The following is a 17953-nucleotide window of genomic DNA, read 5'->3' as shown; positions in this document are numbered from 1 at the left end:
CGAGCGAGGCACAGACATCACACTCCCTGTGGGAACTTCGATGGTGTGAAACGCGCATCAGCCCATGCTTCGCCTCCGCCGATTCCTGCTGATCGCTGCGAGCATTGCAGGACTCGCTGTGCTGTTTCACCTGGTCCAGGTGCACGGACTCGAGCCGCTACGCAACCAGGTGGAACGCCTGGGAGTCTGGGCTCCGGTCGGCATCGTGTTGCTCCGCGGAGTCAGCATCCTGTTGCCGGCCTTGCCGAGCACGGCTTACTCCCTACTCGCCGGCGCTCTGCTGGGCTTTCAGACCGGCTTCATCGCCATCGTGATCGCAGATTTGCTGTTCTGCCAATGCGCTTTTCTGTTGGCGCGCAGCTATGGCCGGGGGCCGATCAAACGTCTTGTCGGAGACAAGGCCATGGCCAAGGTGGAAGGATTCAGTCGCAATCAACTGGAGGGAAACCCGTTTTTACTCACGGGTCTTCTGATGACAGGTCTGTTTGATTTCGTGAGTTACGCCGCTGGCCTCGGTGGCACCAGCTGGCGTGCTTTTTCCTTGCCCTTGCTGGTGAGTGTGCTGCTCAGTGATGCCCCGATCGTGGCACTTGGGGCGGGGATTCTCAGCGGAGGCAAGCTTCTCCTGGGCGCAGCCCTGCTCGGGGTGTTCGCACTGGCATTGGTCGCCGGGCTGGTGAAGCAGCGTGCCCAGCAGCGACACGATGGATCAGCCAGCTAATCCAAGAAGCACATCGCTGCGCTCACGAGTTCGGCGCAGAGCATCGCCATCCGCGTTGAGGTCTTGGCCGAAGGAGGGGATCAGTGCTCTGAGCCGCTCTTGCCAGGCGGCTGTCGCCAGTGGCTCTGCGAAACAACGCTCAAGCACGGTGAGCATGATCGACACTGAAGTGCTGGCCCCCGGGGAGGCTCCGAGCAGGGCAGCCAAAGAGCCATCCGCGGAGCTCACGACTTCGGTGCCCATCTGCAGGCGACCACCTTCAGGCGTTCGCTTGATGATCTGCACACGCTGACCGGCCACGGAAAGAGTCCAGTCCTGCTCCCTGGCTTGCGGAAGGAAATCCCGAAGGGCATCCATGCGATCAGCAGGGCTTTGGCGCAGCTGCGTGATCAGGTAGTTCACCAAGGGGAGGTTGTTCACTCCCACTTGAAGCATGGGCTGCAGATTGCTGATGCGAACCGACTTCGGCAGATCCAACAACGAACCCGTCTTGAGGAACTTGCTGCTGAAGCCGGCGTAGGGACCGAACAGCAACGACCTCTTCCCATCAATCCAGCGGGTGTCGAGATGGGGAACCGACATCGGTGGTGCTCCCACCTTCGCTTTTCCGTACACCTTGGCGAAGTGATGATCCACAAGTTCTGGTTGCTGGCACACCAACCACTGGCCGCTCACCGGAAACCCAGCAAAGTCGGCAGCCTCGGGGATCCCGCTGCTCTGAAGCAGCGGTAAGGCACCGCCTCCAGCACCTAGGAACACAAACGGAGCCCTGACCTGACGGGCACCGGAGGGACTGCGCAGATCAAGCTGCCAATCACCAGCAGTCATCTGTGGTGTGCGAAAGCGCTTGAGCCTCTGCACACGGGTGCCGAACACCACATCCAGAGCGCCCGCACTCTGCAGTGGTGCCAGCAGCATCTGCGTCAGGCTGCCGAAATCCAGATCCATCCCTCGCTGAACCCTGGTGGCGGCGACCAGCTCACCACCATTCCGTCCTTCCATCATCAGCGGAATCCAGTCGGCGATCTCTCCGGCATCCGTGCTCCATTCCATCGCCGCAAACGCCGGCAGGGCACTGAGTTGGCTGTGCCGCTGCCGCAGAAACGCCACATCCTTCTCCCCCCATACGAAGCTCAAGTGGGGAACCCGATGCAGAAAACGGTTTGGTTGCAGGGATCCCAGCTCCACCAGCGATGCCCAGAACTCAAGACTGCGTTCAAAGGACGCATTGATCGCGAGGGCCTGCTCTATCGCGACCGATCCATCATCCCGCTGGGGGGTGTAATTGAGTTCGCAATTGGCCGCATGACCGGTGCCGGCGTTGTTCATCGCTGCACTGCTCTCCAACGCTGGGGCCTCCAAGCCCTCCACCAACAGCAGCCTGAGCCTGGGGTCCAGGGCATGCAGGAGCGATGCCAGGGTGGCACTCATGATCCCAGCGCCCACTAGCACAGCGTCGTATCGATCCACAGCAGAAGGGCACCCTTCACCAAGCGTATGGATCAACCGTGACGGGCGCATGCCTACGCTGGTTCTAAACGTCTTAATTCCGGCCATGAGCTCCGAAACGATGCCGCTGACCAGCGAAAACGTGGAGAAGGTGCTCGACGAGCTTCGCCCCTTCCTGATGGCCGACGGCGGCAACGTGGAAGTGGTTGAGATTGACGGGCCTGTGGTGAAGGTACGGCTTCAAGGAGCCTGCGGCAGCTGCCCCAGCAGCACCATGACGCTGAAGATGGGGATCGAACGCAAAATGCGTGAGTCCATTCCCGAGGTGAGCGAAGTGGTGCAGGTGCTCTGAGGGGTGAACGACAGGGGATACCAGCACACTGACGCCAACCTTCCCTTCAGCCATCCTGGGTGAACGTCAGTCGACGAATGCGCCGGACCATCTCAAGACGCTTCGGGTTTCTGCTCATTGCCTCGGTTCTGGCAATCACTCTCCTGCTGGGCACACGCGCGATCGTTGATCGCGGCCCGAGCGCGGAAACAATTCACCCTGCCGCGGTGCAGCAGGAGATGGAAGGCACCGCAGGTCTGGAGGCCGTTCAGCCCTCGGAGGAGCTCGTCGCCAAACACCCGTTCATCTATGCGGGTATTCATCTCGACAAGATCTACGAACTCAATCTCAACTCGCGCACCTTCACAGCAGATGGTGAGATCTGGTTGGAGTGGCTCCCCGAGGTGGAAGAGCTGCTCCAGCGTTACGACACTGACCCCGCCGATCTGATTTCACTGACCAATCGCATCGAGACATGGGACTCCACCTTTGAGCCATCCGCTGCAGGGCCGCGGGAGCTCTCGGGTGGACGACGTCAGCTGCTCTTCCGCTTCTCGAGTCGGTTCTACGACGATGCTGTGGACTTCCGAAGAGATCCCTTCGATGTGCTGAAGGTGCCGATCATCATCGAGCTCGAACCGCTCTGGACCTCCCAGAAATACGCCGATCTGCGTCTACTGCCTGCCCCCTCCAACGACGATCTCGTGGGGGAATTGGGCTCTCTCAGCGGCTACCAGCTTCAGGGCGCCAGTTTCAAACCATTTCTGCGCCGGAGCTCCAACAGCCTGGGCTCCTGGTATCGCCCCCAGCTCAGCCAGGTTCGCTTGGAAGTGACTTATCAGTCGAATTTGTGGCCAGGGATTGTGAACTGGATCATCCCCCTGATGATCATCAATTCGATCGTGCTGATGGCGCCATCGGTGGAGGGAACCCTCTCCGATGTACGCCTTGCCATTCCGTCAACGGCCCTGCTCACGCTGATTTTTCTGCAGCAGTCGTACCACTCCTCCTTGCCGAAGCTTCCCTACACCACCTTCCTCGATGATCTCTTCACAACGAGCTATCTGATTGCCATGGCTCTATTCGGGTTGTTCACGTGGGGGTACAACGTCTATGTGGCTGCACCGGATGAGCAGAAGGCCAGCACCATGCGGCGGATCAATCAAGCCGACATGCGTTTTCAGTACCTCTCCCTGGGCCTGCTGGTGCTGACCGCGGTGATCAGCTGGGGACGACGATGAACCAGGGAATCGCGACTGCGACGCGGAGAGGCCTTTCAGGCGTGATCAGCCTGCTGGGCTCGCTGTTGCTCCTCAGCTGCGGGCAGCGCAGTGGGCCGCAGAACACAGGCACAATCCGCGTTGGCATCCTGCACTCGCGGACCGGCACCATGGCGCTCTCTGAAGCCACAGTGGCCGAGGCGGAGCGTCTGGCGATCGAAGAGATCAATGCCGCTGGCGGCCTCAAACTCAACGGTCGGGTAGTGCTGGTTGAGGCCATCGAAGAGGACGGCATGTCTGACCCCGCCGAGTTCGCTCGCAAGGCACAACGACTGCTGAACGAAGACAAGGTGGTGGCGATCTTCGGTGGATGGACCTCCGCCAGCCGCAAAGCCATGGTTCCAGTGATGGAGACCAACAACAAACTTCTGTTCTACCCGGTGCAATACGAGGGACAGGAGTGCTCTGCTGTTGTGGTGTATGGAGGATCGGTTCCCAACCAGCAATCCGAGCCGGCCCTGAATTGGATGCTGAACAATCACAGCAAACGGCTGCTGCTGATCGGCTCGGATTACGTCTACCCGAGAACAGCCAATCGCATCATCCGCGCCCAGGCGCAGCGCGCACAAGCGCGTGTGCTTAAAGAGCGCTACTTGCCGCTGGGGAGTGCAGCTGTTGAACCGCTGATCGCAGACATTCAAGCCGCTCTTAACGAAGGTCCGGTTGCCGTGGTGAATACCCTCAACGGCGACAGCAATATCGCTTTCTTCCAGGACCTGCAAAAACAAGGATTGAATCAGCGTTCTGCACTCAAGGTGCTCAGCCTTTCCGTGTCGGAAGAGGAGGCGATCGCGATCGGAGGACGCAATATCGCCGGCAGTTACGCAAGCTGGAGTTTTTTTGAGAGCCTGCAGACGCCGGAATCCACCGCTTTCGCGCAACGCTTTCGGCGACGCTACGGCTACCACCGCGTGATCAACGACCCAGCAGAGGCTGGCTACAGCCTGGTGCACCTGTGGGCTCAGGCTGTGGAGACCGCTGGCAGCACAGAAACCAATGCTGTGCGGTCCGCCTTGATTGGCCGCCGTGTGATGGCTCCCCAGGGCTCTCTTCAAATGATGCCGAGCCTGCATTTCAAGAAACGGTCCCTCCTGGCGCGATCCGATTCCGAAGGGCGTTTCCAGGTCATCAAGGATTTCGGGATGATCGAGCCTCAACCCTGGAACCCTGAGTTACCTGAATCAGCCGGATTGACCTGTAACCACGTGGGAGCAGTGCCTCTTAAGGAGTGACGGCCGGCGCCGAGGTTGGGGCTGCAAGCGGAGGACAGGTGCGCGCCGTGAAGTTGCAGGAATAGATCGTTGACTTCTGCCAGCTCAGGGGGATTTCAAGCAGATCTCTGCTGCCGGTGATGCCCTGCACCACAAACAGCACGGCAGCCAGCACATTGGCGCTGACGTGCAGACGCCGCAGGCGCAGGTCACGCTGAATCTCTGGCTGGGCACCGAGAGAAAACAGCATCAGGCCCACCACAGCAACACCTGCCCAGTAATGGGACTGCCAGAAGGCAGGCGAAAACGGATCGTCGGAAAGCCGCCAGACCTCAGGCTGCGCGCCCAAACCGAGGACCCCGGCCCAGGTGATCAGCACGAAGGCAAGCCTCAGTCCAGGCGCCTTTGACACCCAAAGCGCTGCCAATCCCGCAACGCTGCCGGCAAGCACCAGCAGCAACTGCGCAGCCCTTGCGGCTCCGCCTTGAAAGGCCATCAAGGGTTGATCAGTGGCAATCGCCACGGTGAGGGCCACGAGCACCAGCACCACCACGCCCACCGCCAGCCAGCGGCCCAGATCACTGTGTTCACGCCCCACAGTGGGAGGACACTTCAGCGTCTGCAACCGTCGTGCCCGGGTCTGGATCGCCAATCGCACCACCATCCCGATCAGGGGGTAGATGATCACCACCGCCAACACGGGGTGAAGGATGCCGAGCCAGTCGACGGTCGTCATAGGGATCTCTCCGCACCGGAAACGTAGCCATGGGATAGGCAGATCCACCGGGTGGGAACCCGCTCGTTGCCTGGCGCGCTCTCACCCTTCAGCAGGAGGAAGCTGAAACCAGTCAGCAGAGCCGGTCATGAACCAAAGTCAGTGCCATCGGATCCAATCGGTGCAGGTCTTGGTGGATTCAAAAGATCGCGAAACCACCTGGGATGCCGTGGAGGTTTACTTCAACTGCATCAGCGAATGCGATCTCAACGACAGAGACTGCACCATCTCCTGCACCCGGCAGCTTCGTGATGCGAGTTGAAGAGGAGGTTCGCGATCATGAGCCTGAACCGACCCATCCATGCCACCCAGCCTGATCGCATGCTGAGAGATCTCTGTCCAGCCCTTAGCGGCAAGACCTATTTCAACTACGGGGGGCAGGGACCCTTGCCCGATCCCTCTTTGGATGCGATCACAGCCAGCTGGAAACGAATTCAGCAGCTGGGTCCGTTCACCACGGATGTCTGGCCCTACATCAGCGCCGAAGTGAACAGCACGCGGGCTCAGCTGGCCATGCTTTGCGGCGTCCCTCCCCATCGCCTGGCCCTGAGTGAAAACGTCACCAGTGGCTGCGTTCTGCCGCTCTGGGGACTCCCTATCAGCAAAGGCGATCACATCCTCATCAGCGACTGCGAGCACCCCGGTGTCGTGGCAGCCTGCCTGGAACTTGCCCGCCGCATGGGCCTTAGCGTGCACGCCCTTCCCGTGAAGCATCTGCGGGGAGGGCGCAACGATCAGGACCAGACGGACGCCGCCGTGCTGGAGGCCCTCGAGCAGCAGCTCACGGCAAAAACCCGCCTGGTGGTGCTCTCCCATCTGCTCTGGAACACCGGCCAGCGGATGCCGATCGCGGCCGTCGCCGCCCAACTTCAACAGCACCCGGGCCAACCGTTTCTGCTCGTGGATGCCGCCCAGAGCATGGGCCAGATTCCAGTGGATGAGGCTGCTGCTGCCGCAGACATCTATGCCTTCACGGGTCACAAATGGGCCTGCGGACCTGAGGGGCTTGGCGGCGTCGCTCTGTCGGAGCGCGTTCTGGAGGAGTCCAACCCAACCCTGATCGGATGGCGGAGCCTGCGCGATGAAACCCGAGCGTCCCTCGACGATCCCCATCCTTTCCACGCCGACAGCCGCCGGTTCGAAGTGGCCACCAGTTGCGTGCCCTTGATGGCAGGGCTGCGCTGTTCCCTGGATCAACTGGAACAAGAGGGGGGACCAGGCCAGCGCCTGGAACGCATTCGCCTTCTGAGTGAGCGTCTCTGGCAAGAGCTCTCGAACGTTCCTGGGGTGGTGCCTCTGCTCGATGGTCCTCCCGCTGCAGGATTAGTGAGTTTTGAGCTTGACCCGAACACCACCACGCTTCAACCAGCTCAGGTGGTGAAACGACTTGGAGAGCAAGGAATCTGGATCCGCGACCTCGCCGATCCGAGCTGCCTGAGAGCCTGCACCCACGTGTGCAGCAACGACAGCGAACTGCAGACCCTCGCCAACGCCATTCGCCACGTCACCGCGTCATGGACGTAACGCCAGCGCAACGCAAGCGTTCATTGCTAGGTTTGATCCGAACGGGCTAATCCATTGCTGGAAACCTTTTTCAGCCAGCCCATCCCGTGGCTCGCCGTCGTTCTCGCGATCCTTTCAGCCTTTCTGATGGGATTCGGCCGCAGTGGCCTGGGCACAGGGGGATTCATCGCCTCACCTCTGATGGTCTTCGCCATCGGCGCTGTGAACGGTGTAGCCGTTGTGGCGCTACTGATGCTTCCAGCGGCCCTGCTCGGTGTATGGCAGCATCGCGCAGGAGCGCGACGCACTCTGCTCCTGCCCCTCTTACCCAGTGCAGCGATCGGCACTGCCATCGGCGGACTGATCCTCTGGGGTCTGGTCTCCAACGGGGAGGAAGCCGAGGTACACCGGCGCCTCGAACTGCTCGTGGCCCTGCTCTGTCTGGTGTATGGCCTGCTGTTGGTCCTAAGGGACAGGCTGGCGCACCTCGGCGGAGGAGCTGAAGCCCCCCGCGCCAGCGGTCTCGTGCTGATGGGATCAGCGGTGGGTATCAGCCAAACCGTGAGCAACACCGGCAGCCCGCTGATGACGCTCTACTTTCTGCGCCACGGGCTGAACCGAGGGACCTTTGTGCCTGCCCAGCTGAGTTACATGCTGGTTCAGAACATCCTCAAGCTGATCCCTCTGATCAGCCTGGGACTGCTCACTCCCATCAACGCGACCGCCGGCTTAATCTTGATTCCAGTCACACTGGCCGGCAGCCTTGCTGGAAAACGGTTTTTCCTGAAGGCCTCAGAAACCCAGTTCTTCGGTCTCTATGTGCTGCTGCTCGTGATGGGATTTGCAGTCAGCCTTGGGTTGCTGATCGGCCGGATTCCCTGCCTGCGTGTTCTGGACACGCTGATCTGAACAGCGATCTCACCGCCAGTGGCGCAGGGCAATGAGCTTGGAAAAGTCGCGGTCATCAACAAGAGAAGAGAAACGAACCAGGTGGATAACAACGGCGGGACCGGCACAACAACCCAATCAATCCGTCACGAGAGCGTGATGACGACCTCTCAATGCGAATTAATCAAAAAGCGGATGCATGAGAATCACTCAGAGAGAGAGCCGTAGAGAGGGACGAGGTTGAAGACACAGCACCAACTCTGTGTTGAGCTAGAACCCTAAGCAAATCTCAAGAAGAGCCGAAGGCCTTAAAAAGTGCTGATCATCAAAGAAGAAAGCACTAGCTTTCGAAAAAGAGTATGTCTCAATGCGGCTAGCCATTCTTGGAGCGGGAACGGCAGGAGCTATCGCAACGCGCATGCTGAGGCGCCAATTTCCCAACGCCACAATCTGTATCATTCACTCACCTGTGATCCCAACCATTGGAGTCGGGGAGGGCGGAGGCCCATGGTTTCGTCGATGGCTAGACGAAGAAGACATCACAGCAGAGATCATGACGAACGAAGCCAATGCCACCAAAAAAAGAGGCATTTGCTTTGAAAACTGGGGCAACCATGCAAAGAAATACAATCACCTCTTTACACCCACAGGAATAGGCTATTCCTACCACTTTGATGCCGCCAAGACTGCAAATATCCTACTAAGGAATATTGATATCAATGTAATCAAGCGAACAGCATCAGAGCACCTAGCACAAAATCATCAAAAAGTTGCAGTAGAGCTTGATCGAGGAGAGAAAGAACTCTTTGACTATGTGATTGATTGCCGGGGCTTCAAACATGCAGAAAAGAATCCACAGGGCGAAAAAGCACGGCCCTTAATAGCCAATATGGCAACTTTACAAAAATGTCAAGAGGAAAAATTAGACTCATCACCTCGGCCTAACTTAAAAACCACAAAAGCAGTCGCAAGACCATTCGGTTGGATTTTTCAGATACCTCTTAACAATAGGCTATCAATTGGATACGTCCATGACTCAAGCCTGAGTACTGCAAAAGTCATCAACCAAGATTTAGACCGCTACCTTGAGGAGAGGGGCCTGCTTGCAATCAACACAAGGAAAACGGTTCAATTTGAGAGTCATCTAGGAGATAAACACCTGGAAGGAAGAGTGTACAGCCTAGGGAATCGAGCTGGGTTTATCGAACCCCTAGAAGCGACAACTATTGAGTTGACAATTCATCACTGCAAACTGATCGCAGCACATATCAAAAATCGAGAGCGCATAAGTGGAAATTACTGGATGATCGCAAGAAGTGAGCAGCGCTTCAACTCGATCGCGTCAAGCAACATGGAGAGGATCGCATTGTTCGTAAGCTGGCACTACTCTAACGGGTCAATTTACAACACTGACTACTGGAGAAAAGCCAAGCGAAATCATGAACGATTAGTCAATAATCAGGTCAGCAAAGCAACAGCCCGAGAATTCTTGATTTGGCGAGACACACAGTACACAGAAGAATGCAGTAGAAAACCCAGCAAGGGAAGAGATCAAATGTTTTTTGCATGGAATGCTCACTCGTTCGATGCAATTCGCAGAAGCATCGAATGATCATGCAAAAAAAACGCAAACTAACTCTTCACATCGGGCTCCCAAAAACAGGCAGCTCAACAATTCAAACATTTTTACACACGCAACACAGAGAGCTAACCAAACAATCCATTGAGACACCACAGTGCCTTGGAGCTTACTCGCACTACAAATTGGCCCTGATGTTTTACAGCACAAATCATAAACTAGACTTCCTCGCCAAAAACAATAACTTAGATTCGGCACATAAACGCCTACAATTCAAAGCTGAGCTAGAATACAAACTAAAAGGAGAAATTGAAAGCAAGACAACTCAGAAATGGATCATTTCAAGCGAATTCCTCCAACACACACTGCAGGCAGAACACGAAATAACGTCACTCGCCGAAATGCTTAGAGAATACTTCAAGGAAATCAATCTTCTCCTCTATGTACGAAAACCAATTAGAGCTGCCATATCAATGATGTCAACAGAGGTGAAAATGGGTAAACCCAAGTTTGGCATCGAAAGTCCAGCCTATTACCGAAACCTATGCAATCACAAAAAAACCATCACGATGTGGCAAAGAGCATTTCAACCAGATCATTTAAAAGTCAGCAACTTTGATGAACTACAGCAGAATGGAAAACTGCTCCAAGACTTTTGCGAGAAAACAGATATTGCATGGAGGGAAGCCTTTGACAAAACGCCACGATCAAATCAAAGTCTTAGCGTAGATGGACTTCAGATCATAACAAGCCTAAATCGCTACATGATAGCAAATAGCATTAAAGTTCAAAGCCAAAAAAGATTCCGCTTCATCGACCATGTGATCAAGAATTGCCAAGGACACACCAAGTACAAAGCAACAAAAGAACAAGCAATAGGCTTCTCTAACTACTACCACGCGTCAGACACATGGCTAAAACAGACTCTAGGCATAAACTATCTAGAAAAAATAGAAAACAATGAAACATTAGCTCAACATGAACAATATCAAATGAATAATTCAAAGATCACTGACGAGGAAGCCTTAGAGATCTGGAGACAATGGAACGAGCGAATCAATCAAGCAAGCGGCTAGATCACCATGAGGACACATCGTCCCAAGTATCTGAAGCCCAGTCAGAGGTGGAATCCCAGGCATCCGACGCCCAACTACTCGCGTCAGACGTCCAATCACTTGCGGCTGTCCAGGCTTCATCGGCAGCGTTACTAACTGCAGATGTCACCTCGTCCACGGTCGATTGAAGCCCTGCATAGGCATCTGAAAGGAGCTGTTGAGCATATGCAGAAGCCTCGTTAACAACACTGGTCACATACGAAGCCGCTTGATTGACAGCCCAATTCATAAATTCCGGACTCGTCAGAAACTCACCTAGATTGACCAACGAGTCAACACTATCGACAAAACTAGACCAAGAAGGGTTCTTGAAAAAGTCAGCAAATTCGTCACCAACATTCTCAAATGCACCCGTCACCGCATCCAAGAAATCGGGTTTGTTGAGGCTATAGTCAAAGTTCAAACCAAATTCTGGCTTGGCAACCTGAATGCCATCCTGCAGCGAGGCATCAATTGTCCAACTCAATTCAGGGTCAATTGAAGCAGATAAATAAACGCCATTGTATTCAGGATTAACAATAAAGCCGGCAACCATCTCCAGCTCCAAACCAGAGGAAGAAATATTATAACCACTAATTCCTTGCTGTCCTGGATTTTTTTCGAGTGTCAGCGTTAAGCTTGTCCCCAATGTTGCAGAAAGCTCGAGGTTATAACGAGGAATTTCCTTTGTATATGTACCTTCGGCGCTGAGTGTGAGATTAAAATCTAAGTCAGACTGATCAAGTGTGAGACTATAGTCACCCTTTCCATCTCGCTCAATTGAAGGATTCAACGTACCATCGATACTTGCAGAGAGTGAAACTTCCCCATATTTTCCATCATAAACATCAACAGAAGAACTAGTCCAGTCGATCGGAATTGAAGTTTTCTGATCGATTTGCTCACGCGCGTTGCTCAAAACGGTGCCGGAATCCTCTCCCATAGCGGCAGAGTCAAACGAAGAACCAAATTCCGCACGCGACAAGTCATCACGAGACGATGACTCTTGGATCTGTGAGCCTGACGAGTCCGACGGCTCCACGCGATCCGGGGAGACTTGAGTTTGGTCAGGTGAAAAGGAATTACTTTCAGAACGATCAGACGTTGAATCAGAGGTAAAGTCCTCACGAAATGCTTGTGGAGTACCCCCCTCAAATACATCATCAGACATATTAAGAACGCCGGGAACGTCACTCGAAGCGGGCCCCGTTGTTTGATCTGAAAAGAAATCAGGCTCCACACTCAAGGGCTGGCGATCATCAAAACCCTGGGAATCTTGGAGGGGCTCATATTCCAATTGACGCCCACCAGCGAATGCAGCCGATACGTTCCCAGAACGTTGAGGTGCAGGCCGACCGGAACCACCAGCAACGGCACGGAGCGTCCCTTGTAGCGATAACAACTGAATACGTATCGAGGCATGGGTATCGTCAGCACCCAATTGGCGAGCACTATCAATAATCGTTGAGAAAGGAATAATTGGCGCTCCATTTCCTTTCTGACGATCAGCAATCCAGGACGCAAAGGTATATGTTTTCCCGTCTGCATCAAAATTAAGAGTATCCAAAGCTGCCCAGATCTGGAACTTGTCAAAACCAAGCCTGGTCATCATCTGGCCTCTTGCTTCTCTACTCGGTAGCTGTAGGAAGCGACGACGCAAAGCCTGTCTGGACTGAAGTAAAAGTATGAACGCCAAAAACTCGTCCAGCGCAACACTTGCAGCCATAACAAGAATGGATGGGATAATTCAACCTAGCAATCAACATCAAAACTACAAAAAAGTATCGAAAGAATTCAGGATTAATTCCCGTCTTGGTATTGATGAAAAAAAGAAGCATTTAGATGCATCCCTGTCAGAGCAATCAACTGAAAGTAAGATGAGAATAAGTTCTGATAAGAAGAACTATAAGAAGACAACAAAGAAGAAAGCTGTTGTTGGGATTGAAAAATGACTGAATAGTCATCAATGCCAGCTTGCATCCTCAGCAAGTATGAGTAGTAAGCCTGTGCCTCAGCTTGATAACTAGAATCAAGTGACGTCAATAATGGCAAGGTATATTTAATTTCTTCAATACTCGACATTGCCTCAGACAACAACGATTGACTTTCCGCAAGGCTCTGTTGTGTGTAAGACAAAGATTGAGAGGCGTAACTACGGGCCTGGTTATAAGAAGAAAACCCATCGAAAATATTCCAGGTAAAATTCAGGCCGATGTAATTAGATACCTGTGAAGACCACGCACCTGACGGCTGCTGTGGGGGTGAGTAATCTTGACTACCTTGTGTACCGACATAGGTGAGATATCCAAGGATGGAAATCACAGGCCAGTAACCGTTCATACTACCCTGAGATAGTTGAGAATACTGACGAGCTTGGTGCTCATAAGCCAAAATACTGGGATATTGAGAAACCAGTTCTTTTGTCTGATCGAGGCTGATTGGCCAAGATTGAGGCAATGCAAGTGTTTGCGGCAATACAAAATTAGTCGCCATTTGAGAGATCATTGCTGAGACTTTAATCTGCTCTAAAGTCGATTGATAGGTGGCAACTGCAGACATCAACTGACTTTTTGATAATTCCAGATTGGAGCGTTGTGATAGAAATACAGCTTTAGAAATTAAGCCTTGCTCTAATTGATTTTGATAGCGTTCCAGTAACTTTTGAGAAGAGACGCAAAGTGATAAAATTGTAGCTATTTGGTATTCAGAAGCTTGAAGTTGACTGTAAAGGGTCGCAACAGACAGAATTGTTTGCCTAGCTTGATCCAAAGCCTGGAACTGTGAAGCAGTGAGCTGTTCTTTTGAAGCAGATATTGAGGATGATCGTGATAAATCAAAGAGCTGCCAATTAAGTGTTAAAACTGGGTATGCTTGCAAGTAAGATGAAGTCTGAGTATATGGTGGCACCAATCCAGAGTTATCTTGATTCATCTGAGTCTGAGAAATCCTACGACGGCTATTACCGATCTCTGTTGTAGGTTGAAAGGAAGTGCCGCTTGCAGATGGATTTGATCCACCAGAACCGGAAGAAGTGTAATTTTGAGTATTGGAAATATTGACAGACATCAAGGAACCAGAGGATAAGCTCAATGATGGATACCAAGAACTAAACGACTGACGAACCAGCCAACGGTTGGAGTCAACAGTGCTGAGCGAGGCAGCAATAGAAGGAGATAAAACGACTGATCTCAAAAGTAGGTTTTTAAAGCCAAGAGCGTGATGATCCAATGACGGGTCATAAGGGCGACATCGCTGACTGGACAACGAATAGACGATGTGAGAGCCAAATAATTGATCACATTGGAAGCTCAATCCAGCAAATTCATAGGAATTCATGCCTGCGTCAGGCTGGAATCGGACTGGACTAATCGATTCCTTCACTTCAGGCGGCATGACCGAAAGCAGTTGCGAGAGTTTTTGATATGAATGGGAATTGGAGGTTGAGATCTCAAGGGTTAGATCCGATACGTCAAGTGGTAGTAACTGATCTGCCTTGCTTGAGCCAGTTGGAAAAATGCCAACAAGAAGAGTACAAGACACCCAAAATGTATTGAAAAAACGCCTAGACATAGAAGATATCTGTTTAATTCTCAAATTTTAGCCCCATCAGAAGCAAAAGCAACGAGCACCATAAATGTGGCAATTGAGAAGCAAACTCCCACCAGAGCAGAAAGGAAACAAAACATATGATTGCCAATCAAGTAATGACAGCTATCTTACCTACATGAGATCTAACACGAAGCGACTGAAGAAGGTTTATCCCTTTCTTGGGTTCGTGACACAACAGCCTTTTGGTCTAGCGAGCTACGGCTTGATAGCGATAAGTGGCTGTTTTTTGATCTGGGCTTGTATTTATCGTGTGAATGCAACCGTTGGTGGTATTGGATTTACACTTAATCAAGGAAAAAATGTTCGTGCATACGCTCAGATTTCCGGAAGAGTGAATAAAGTCCATATTGACACAGGACAACGCGTTACCAAAGGACAAGCTCTCGTCAGTCTTGATAACCAGGTTCAGAAAATTCAAGCAGCATCGAATGAAGCAATTCAAGATCTAACCAATGCAATGACACCAGAACAGCTCAATGAAATGTTAATTTCAACCCAAAAAAGCATCGGTGGATTGCTCCAAACCCAAGAGACTCTTCAGCAGCAATTGACTTTGAATCAAGAACAGCTTGATCGATATCAAAAACTAGTTGGCAATCAAGACATCAGTCAAGCAGAGTATTTGTCTCAGCTGAATCAGGTCGATGAGATTAAAACACAACTGATGCAATTGCAAGGATCCATTGAGCAGAAACAATCTGAGCTAATACAGTTAAAAATTTCTGCCAAGTCTTCTCAAATAACTAGTGATAACAATGCCGAGATTGCGAATAACCAACTAAAACTCTCGCAAGATATCCTCTCAGGTACAAATGGTGTTGTCAGTGTTATTGATGTGAATGAAGGTGATTATCTACAAGAAGGGCAGACAGTTGCCACAATTGCTTTAAAGGATGGACCTGAGTTAGGAGTTTTTCTTCTCTCAGCAGAAGCAGCTAAAAGACTTAAGAAAGGGAGTCGATGTTTTTTAAGTCCAGCTGAAACACCTGCGTCTCGATATGGCTACATCCTCGCAAAAGTAAAGTCGGTAGGGGAGCTCCCAACAAATCCGCAGGAATTAACGAGAATCTTAGGCCTTGAATACACTGCTAATTCTCTCTTCGCAGAATTGACAAACCGGTCTACTTTCCAAGAATTTTCTGCTTTTCCATACTTGCTTGTAATTACTATGGATCGCACTAAAAAGGGAAATCTTCAATGGACAACCCAACGTCCTCCAAGTTGGGGATTCAAGACAGGTGGAGCCGCGACTGTGGATTGTATTTACGACACATGGACTCCGATTAGCTATTTGGTGCCACTAATGAGAAAAAATCTAGGGTATGGAAGGTAACTTCTATGATGAACTCAATCCTCGGATTATCTACAAACAAAAGCACACGACTAATCTTTCAATCTGATGAATCTGAGTGTGGGTTAGTCTGCCTAGCAATGATGGCACACTCGTTAAATGTCAATATCTCATTACAACAAATTCGAGCAATCTATGGATCATGTCATGGAGGAATTAATGCAAGCCAACTGCTAAGACTTGCAGAGCATATTGGGATTCGCATCGTACTTCACAACACAAGGAATGAAGTGGATGTGCTCGCAAGCTTAGAATTGCCCACAATTGTTTGCTGGAATAGTAAACATTTTATTCTGATCCTTGAAAAAACAGAGTCGCACTTCATCGTACATGACCCAGCCACCGGTTTTTTAGAGATTGAAAAGAACATTTTGGCTTGCAATATCGATCCCTACGCTCTTGTTGGACGAAAGATTGACGAGCGTCCACTGACAAGCAATGCAAACAATCACTCAAAAAAACAAGCGATTTGGCTTACTAGTGTAAAGCAAAGTTTTTCTGCTTCTCTTCTCACCATTATCGCGCTTCTTTTGATCGTTATTGCGACTTTTGAGCTTGCAAATGCACAAATTTTAAATATCTTTTTTACATGGGTTGTTGAGCTCAATCTTCCGCAATGGAGTCGGTCGCTTGCTATTTCTCAAATAATAATTGCAATTGTTTGTGGTCTTGGAACTTTTTTACTCTTCGGGTGTATATGCTTTGGAATCAGTCAATTAAGCCTAAGGCTCAATCAATACTTTTATCGTAAATTAATTAGACTTCCAGAAAACTATTTTTTAAGCCGACATACCGGAGACATTAGCGCAAAGTTTGAAAATCTTGACCAACTCTTACTTGCGAATCAATCCTCTCTAATTACGCTGCTGATCGCAGCTATTAATCTATTCATATTGTTCTTTATATTACTAGCAACTTCATTTTGGTTATTTATCTTCATTGCTTGCTTGATGGCCATTATCATTACAGCATCAATCGTAATGATACCAGTTCAGGTTGGTCTTCAACAAGAAAGTCAGCAATCATTAGCGAAAAATCAATCAGATTTGTATCAAATCATCAATGGATATGATCAAATCAAGATGGAAGGGCAAGAGCATCTTCACCTATCACGATATACGCAGAGCTTGATTATTGCGCAGCAATCGGAGAATCTATTGAATATTACCTATGCACAACAAGGTTTTTTTCTCAGCCTAATTGATAGCCTATCCACGGTTGTTCTGTTATTTGCGGCGTCACTACTGATTCTCAATGGCCAAATCACACTTGGTCAATATGCCGCTTTAGATACTTTAGTGAGCATGTCTTTAGCACCATTATCTGGACTCGCTTCAACGATTCAAAATCTGCAAGAGACATTGATTGCGTATAAGCGACTAGAAGACCTTACCACAACACCACTGGATGGGAGATACAATCCCGCATTTGGCAATCAACCTGCGATTGCAATTCATCAACCGCACGAATCTGAAATTCTACAAATGGAAGATGTTAGCTTTAAATATTCGTTATTCAGTAAAAATATTCTTCTTCATGCATCATGCAAGCTTAATACGCTTGCATTTCCAATCGCTATTGCTGCAGGCCAATCATCGGGGAAAACAACCTTGGGGAAGTTACTATCAGGTCGTATAAGACCTAATTCCGGACAAATTAAAATATTTGGCGAAAATATTAATCAGCAATCTGGGAAGAGACTTAATCAGTTAATTTTGATGGTGGAGGCAGAGCCTTTGTTATTTAAAAACTCATTGATGTTTAATATAGATCCATTTCAAGAAAGCGACTTTGAACAAATAATGGCCATGATAAAACATTTAGGGCTTTCCAATTTAAACCTTTTCAAAGACCTAAATCGTCCACTGAATGATTGCAAAAACTTGAGCGGCGGAGAGAAAGTGATCATGCAGGTGCTTCGGGCTTTAATCCGTCAACCTAAAGTGTTGATCATAGATAATGTGCTTGACAGCTTGCCAATAAAGCTTAAAGACACTTTTATTGAGGGGATTATTAAATATCAAAAACGTGCTATTTTTCTTGTTGATAATGACAATGATTTATTGAATAAGATTCACTCCTATACATTAACGCAAGGTCAAATCCATCGATTGAGGAGAAGCGAAAAATGATGCAATCGAATCCAGAAAATTTGGGCTGGG

The 17953-nt window shown here is 50.7% G+C and carries 15 protein-coding genes; 11 read left to right on the top strand and 4 right to left on the bottom strand.

Going from position 1 to position 17953, the window contains the following annotated elements; all coding sequences use genetic code 11:
- Positions 1-64 precede the first annotated feature (64 nt).
- Positions 65-721: a TVP38/TMEM64 family protein gene (locus SynPROS71_RS03410; protein ID WP_186596627.1), complete on the top strand. Its 657-nt coding sequence runs from the start codon at positions 65-67 to the stop codon at positions 719-721.
- Here the strand turns inward: SynPROS71_RS03410 and SynPROS71_RS03405 are convergent.
- Positions 710-2242, bottom strand: a complete 1533-nt coding sequence (locus SynPROS71_RS03405) for a malate:quinone oxidoreductase (RefSeq protein WP_255442333.1) — start codon at positions 2240-2242, stop codon at positions 710-712. The genes SynPROS71_RS03410 and SynPROS71_RS03405 overlap by 12 nt on opposite strands.
- A gap of 34 nt (positions 2243-2276) precedes the next feature.
- Here SynPROS71_RS03405 and SynPROS71_RS03400 point away from each other — a divergent pair, with 34 nt between their 5' ends.
- The 3 genes from SynPROS71_RS03400 (at position 2277) to SynPROS71_RS03390 (ending at position 5013) form a co-directional block, all read left to right on the top strand.
- Positions 2277-2522, top strand: a complete 246-nt coding sequence (locus tag SynPROS71_RS03400; RefSeq protein ID WP_186472709.1) for a NifU family protein — start codon at positions 2277-2279, stop codon at positions 2520-2522.
- A 77-nt stretch (positions 2523-2599) separates the two neighbouring features.
- Positions 2600-3742 (top strand): hypothetical protein, encoded by a 1143-nt coding sequence (locus SynPROS71_RS03395; RefSeq protein ID WP_186596625.1) that lies wholly within the window; start codon positions 2600-2602, stop codon positions 3740-3742.
- Between the two features lie 41 nt (positions 3743-3783).
- Complete coding sequence (locus tag SynPROS71_RS03390; RefSeq protein ID WP_255442331.1) at positions 3784-5013, top strand: urea ABC transporter substrate-binding protein; 1230 nt, start codon at positions 3784-3786, stop codon at positions 5011-5013.
- On the opposite strand, the gene SynPROS71_RS03385 is transcribed toward SynPROS71_RS03390, so the two are convergent.
- Positions 5003-5728: a DUF4079 domain-containing protein gene (locus tag SynPROS71_RS03385; protein WP_186596621.1), complete on the bottom strand. Its 726-nt coding sequence runs from the start codon at positions 5726-5728 to the stop codon at positions 5003-5005. The genes SynPROS71_RS03390 and SynPROS71_RS03385 overlap by 11 nt on opposite strands.
- Positions 5729-5855: 127 nt before the next feature.
- Here SynPROS71_RS03385 and SynPROS71_RS03380 point away from each other — a divergent pair, with 127 nt between their 5' ends.
- From SynPROS71_RS03380 to SynPROS71_RS03360, 5 genes are all read left to right on the top strand, one after another.
- Positions 5856-6029: a hypothetical protein gene (locus SynPROS71_RS03380; RefSeq protein WP_186596619.1), complete on the top strand. Its 174-nt coding sequence runs from the start codon at positions 5856-5858 to the stop codon at positions 6027-6029.
- 17 nt (positions 6030-6046) lie between these two features.
- Complete coding sequence (locus tag SynPROS71_RS03375; protein ID WP_186596617.1) at positions 6047-7291, top strand: aminotransferase class V-fold PLP-dependent enzyme; 1245 nt, start codon at positions 6047-6049, stop codon at positions 7289-7291.
- Positions 7292-7345: 54 nt separating this feature from the next.
- The gene (locus tag SynPROS71_RS03370) at positions 7346-8179 is read left to right on the top strand and encodes a TSUP family transporter (RefSeq protein ID WP_186596615.1); all 834 of its coding nucleotides are present in this window, start codon (positions 7346-7348) and stop codon (positions 8177-8179) included.
- Between the two features lie 346 nt (positions 8180-8525).
- On the top strand, positions 8526-9770 hold the full coding sequence (locus SynPROS71_RS03365) for a tryptophan 7-halogenase (RefSeq protein WP_255442330.1): 1245 nt from the start codon (positions 8526-8528) through the stop codon (positions 9768-9770).
- On the top strand, positions 9767-10813 hold the full coding sequence (locus SynPROS71_RS03360) for a hypothetical protein (RefSeq protein WP_222929541.1): 1047 nt from the start codon (positions 9767-9769) through the stop codon (positions 10811-10813). Before SynPROS71_RS03365 ends, SynPROS71_RS03360 begins: the two co-directional genes overlap by 4 nt.
- Before the next feature lies 1 nt (position 10814).
- Here SynPROS71_RS03360 and SynPROS71_RS03355 read toward each other — a convergent pair whose 3' ends face one another.
- Together SynPROS71_RS03355 and SynPROS71_RS03350 are read right to left on the bottom strand one after the other, a co-directional pair.
- Positions 10815-12557 carry a hypothetical protein gene (locus SynPROS71_RS03355; protein ID WP_186596609.1) on the bottom strand — a complete coding sequence of 581 codons (1743 nt, stop codon included), beginning with the start codon at positions 12555-12557 and terminating at the stop codon, positions 10815-10817.
- A gap of 74 nt (positions 12558-12631) precedes the next feature.
- The gene (locus SynPROS71_RS03350) at positions 12632-14224 is read right to left on the bottom strand and encodes a TolC family protein (RefSeq protein WP_186596607.1); all 1593 of its coding nucleotides are present in this window, start codon (positions 14222-14224) and stop codon (positions 12632-12634) included.
- A gap of 382 nt (positions 14225-14606) precedes the next feature.
- On the opposite strand from SynPROS71_RS03350, the gene SynPROS71_RS03345 reads away from it, so the two are divergent.
- Both SynPROS71_RS03345 and SynPROS71_RS03340 read left to right on the top strand, forming a co-directional pair.
- Positions 14607-15773, top strand: coding sequence for an HlyD family secretion protein (locus SynPROS71_RS03345; RefSeq protein ID WP_186596605.1), 1167 nt, complete (start codon positions 14607-14609; stop codon positions 15771-15773).
- 5 nt (positions 15774-15778) lie between these two features.
- A complete protein-coding gene (locus tag SynPROS71_RS03340) occupies positions 15779-17923 on the top strand; it encodes an ABC transporter transmembrane domain-containing protein (RefSeq protein ID WP_370586850.1) in 2145 nt (714 codons plus the stop codon).
- The last annotated feature ends 30 nt before the right edge of the window (positions 17924-17953 follow it).

This window comes from Synechococcus sp. PROS-7-1 (assembly GCF_014279795.1).
Classification (GTDB): Bacteria; Cyanobacteriota; Cyanobacteriia; order PCC-6307; family Cyanobiaceae; genus Synechococcus_C.
This window is presented reverse-complemented; position numbering and strand designations above follow the sequence as displayed.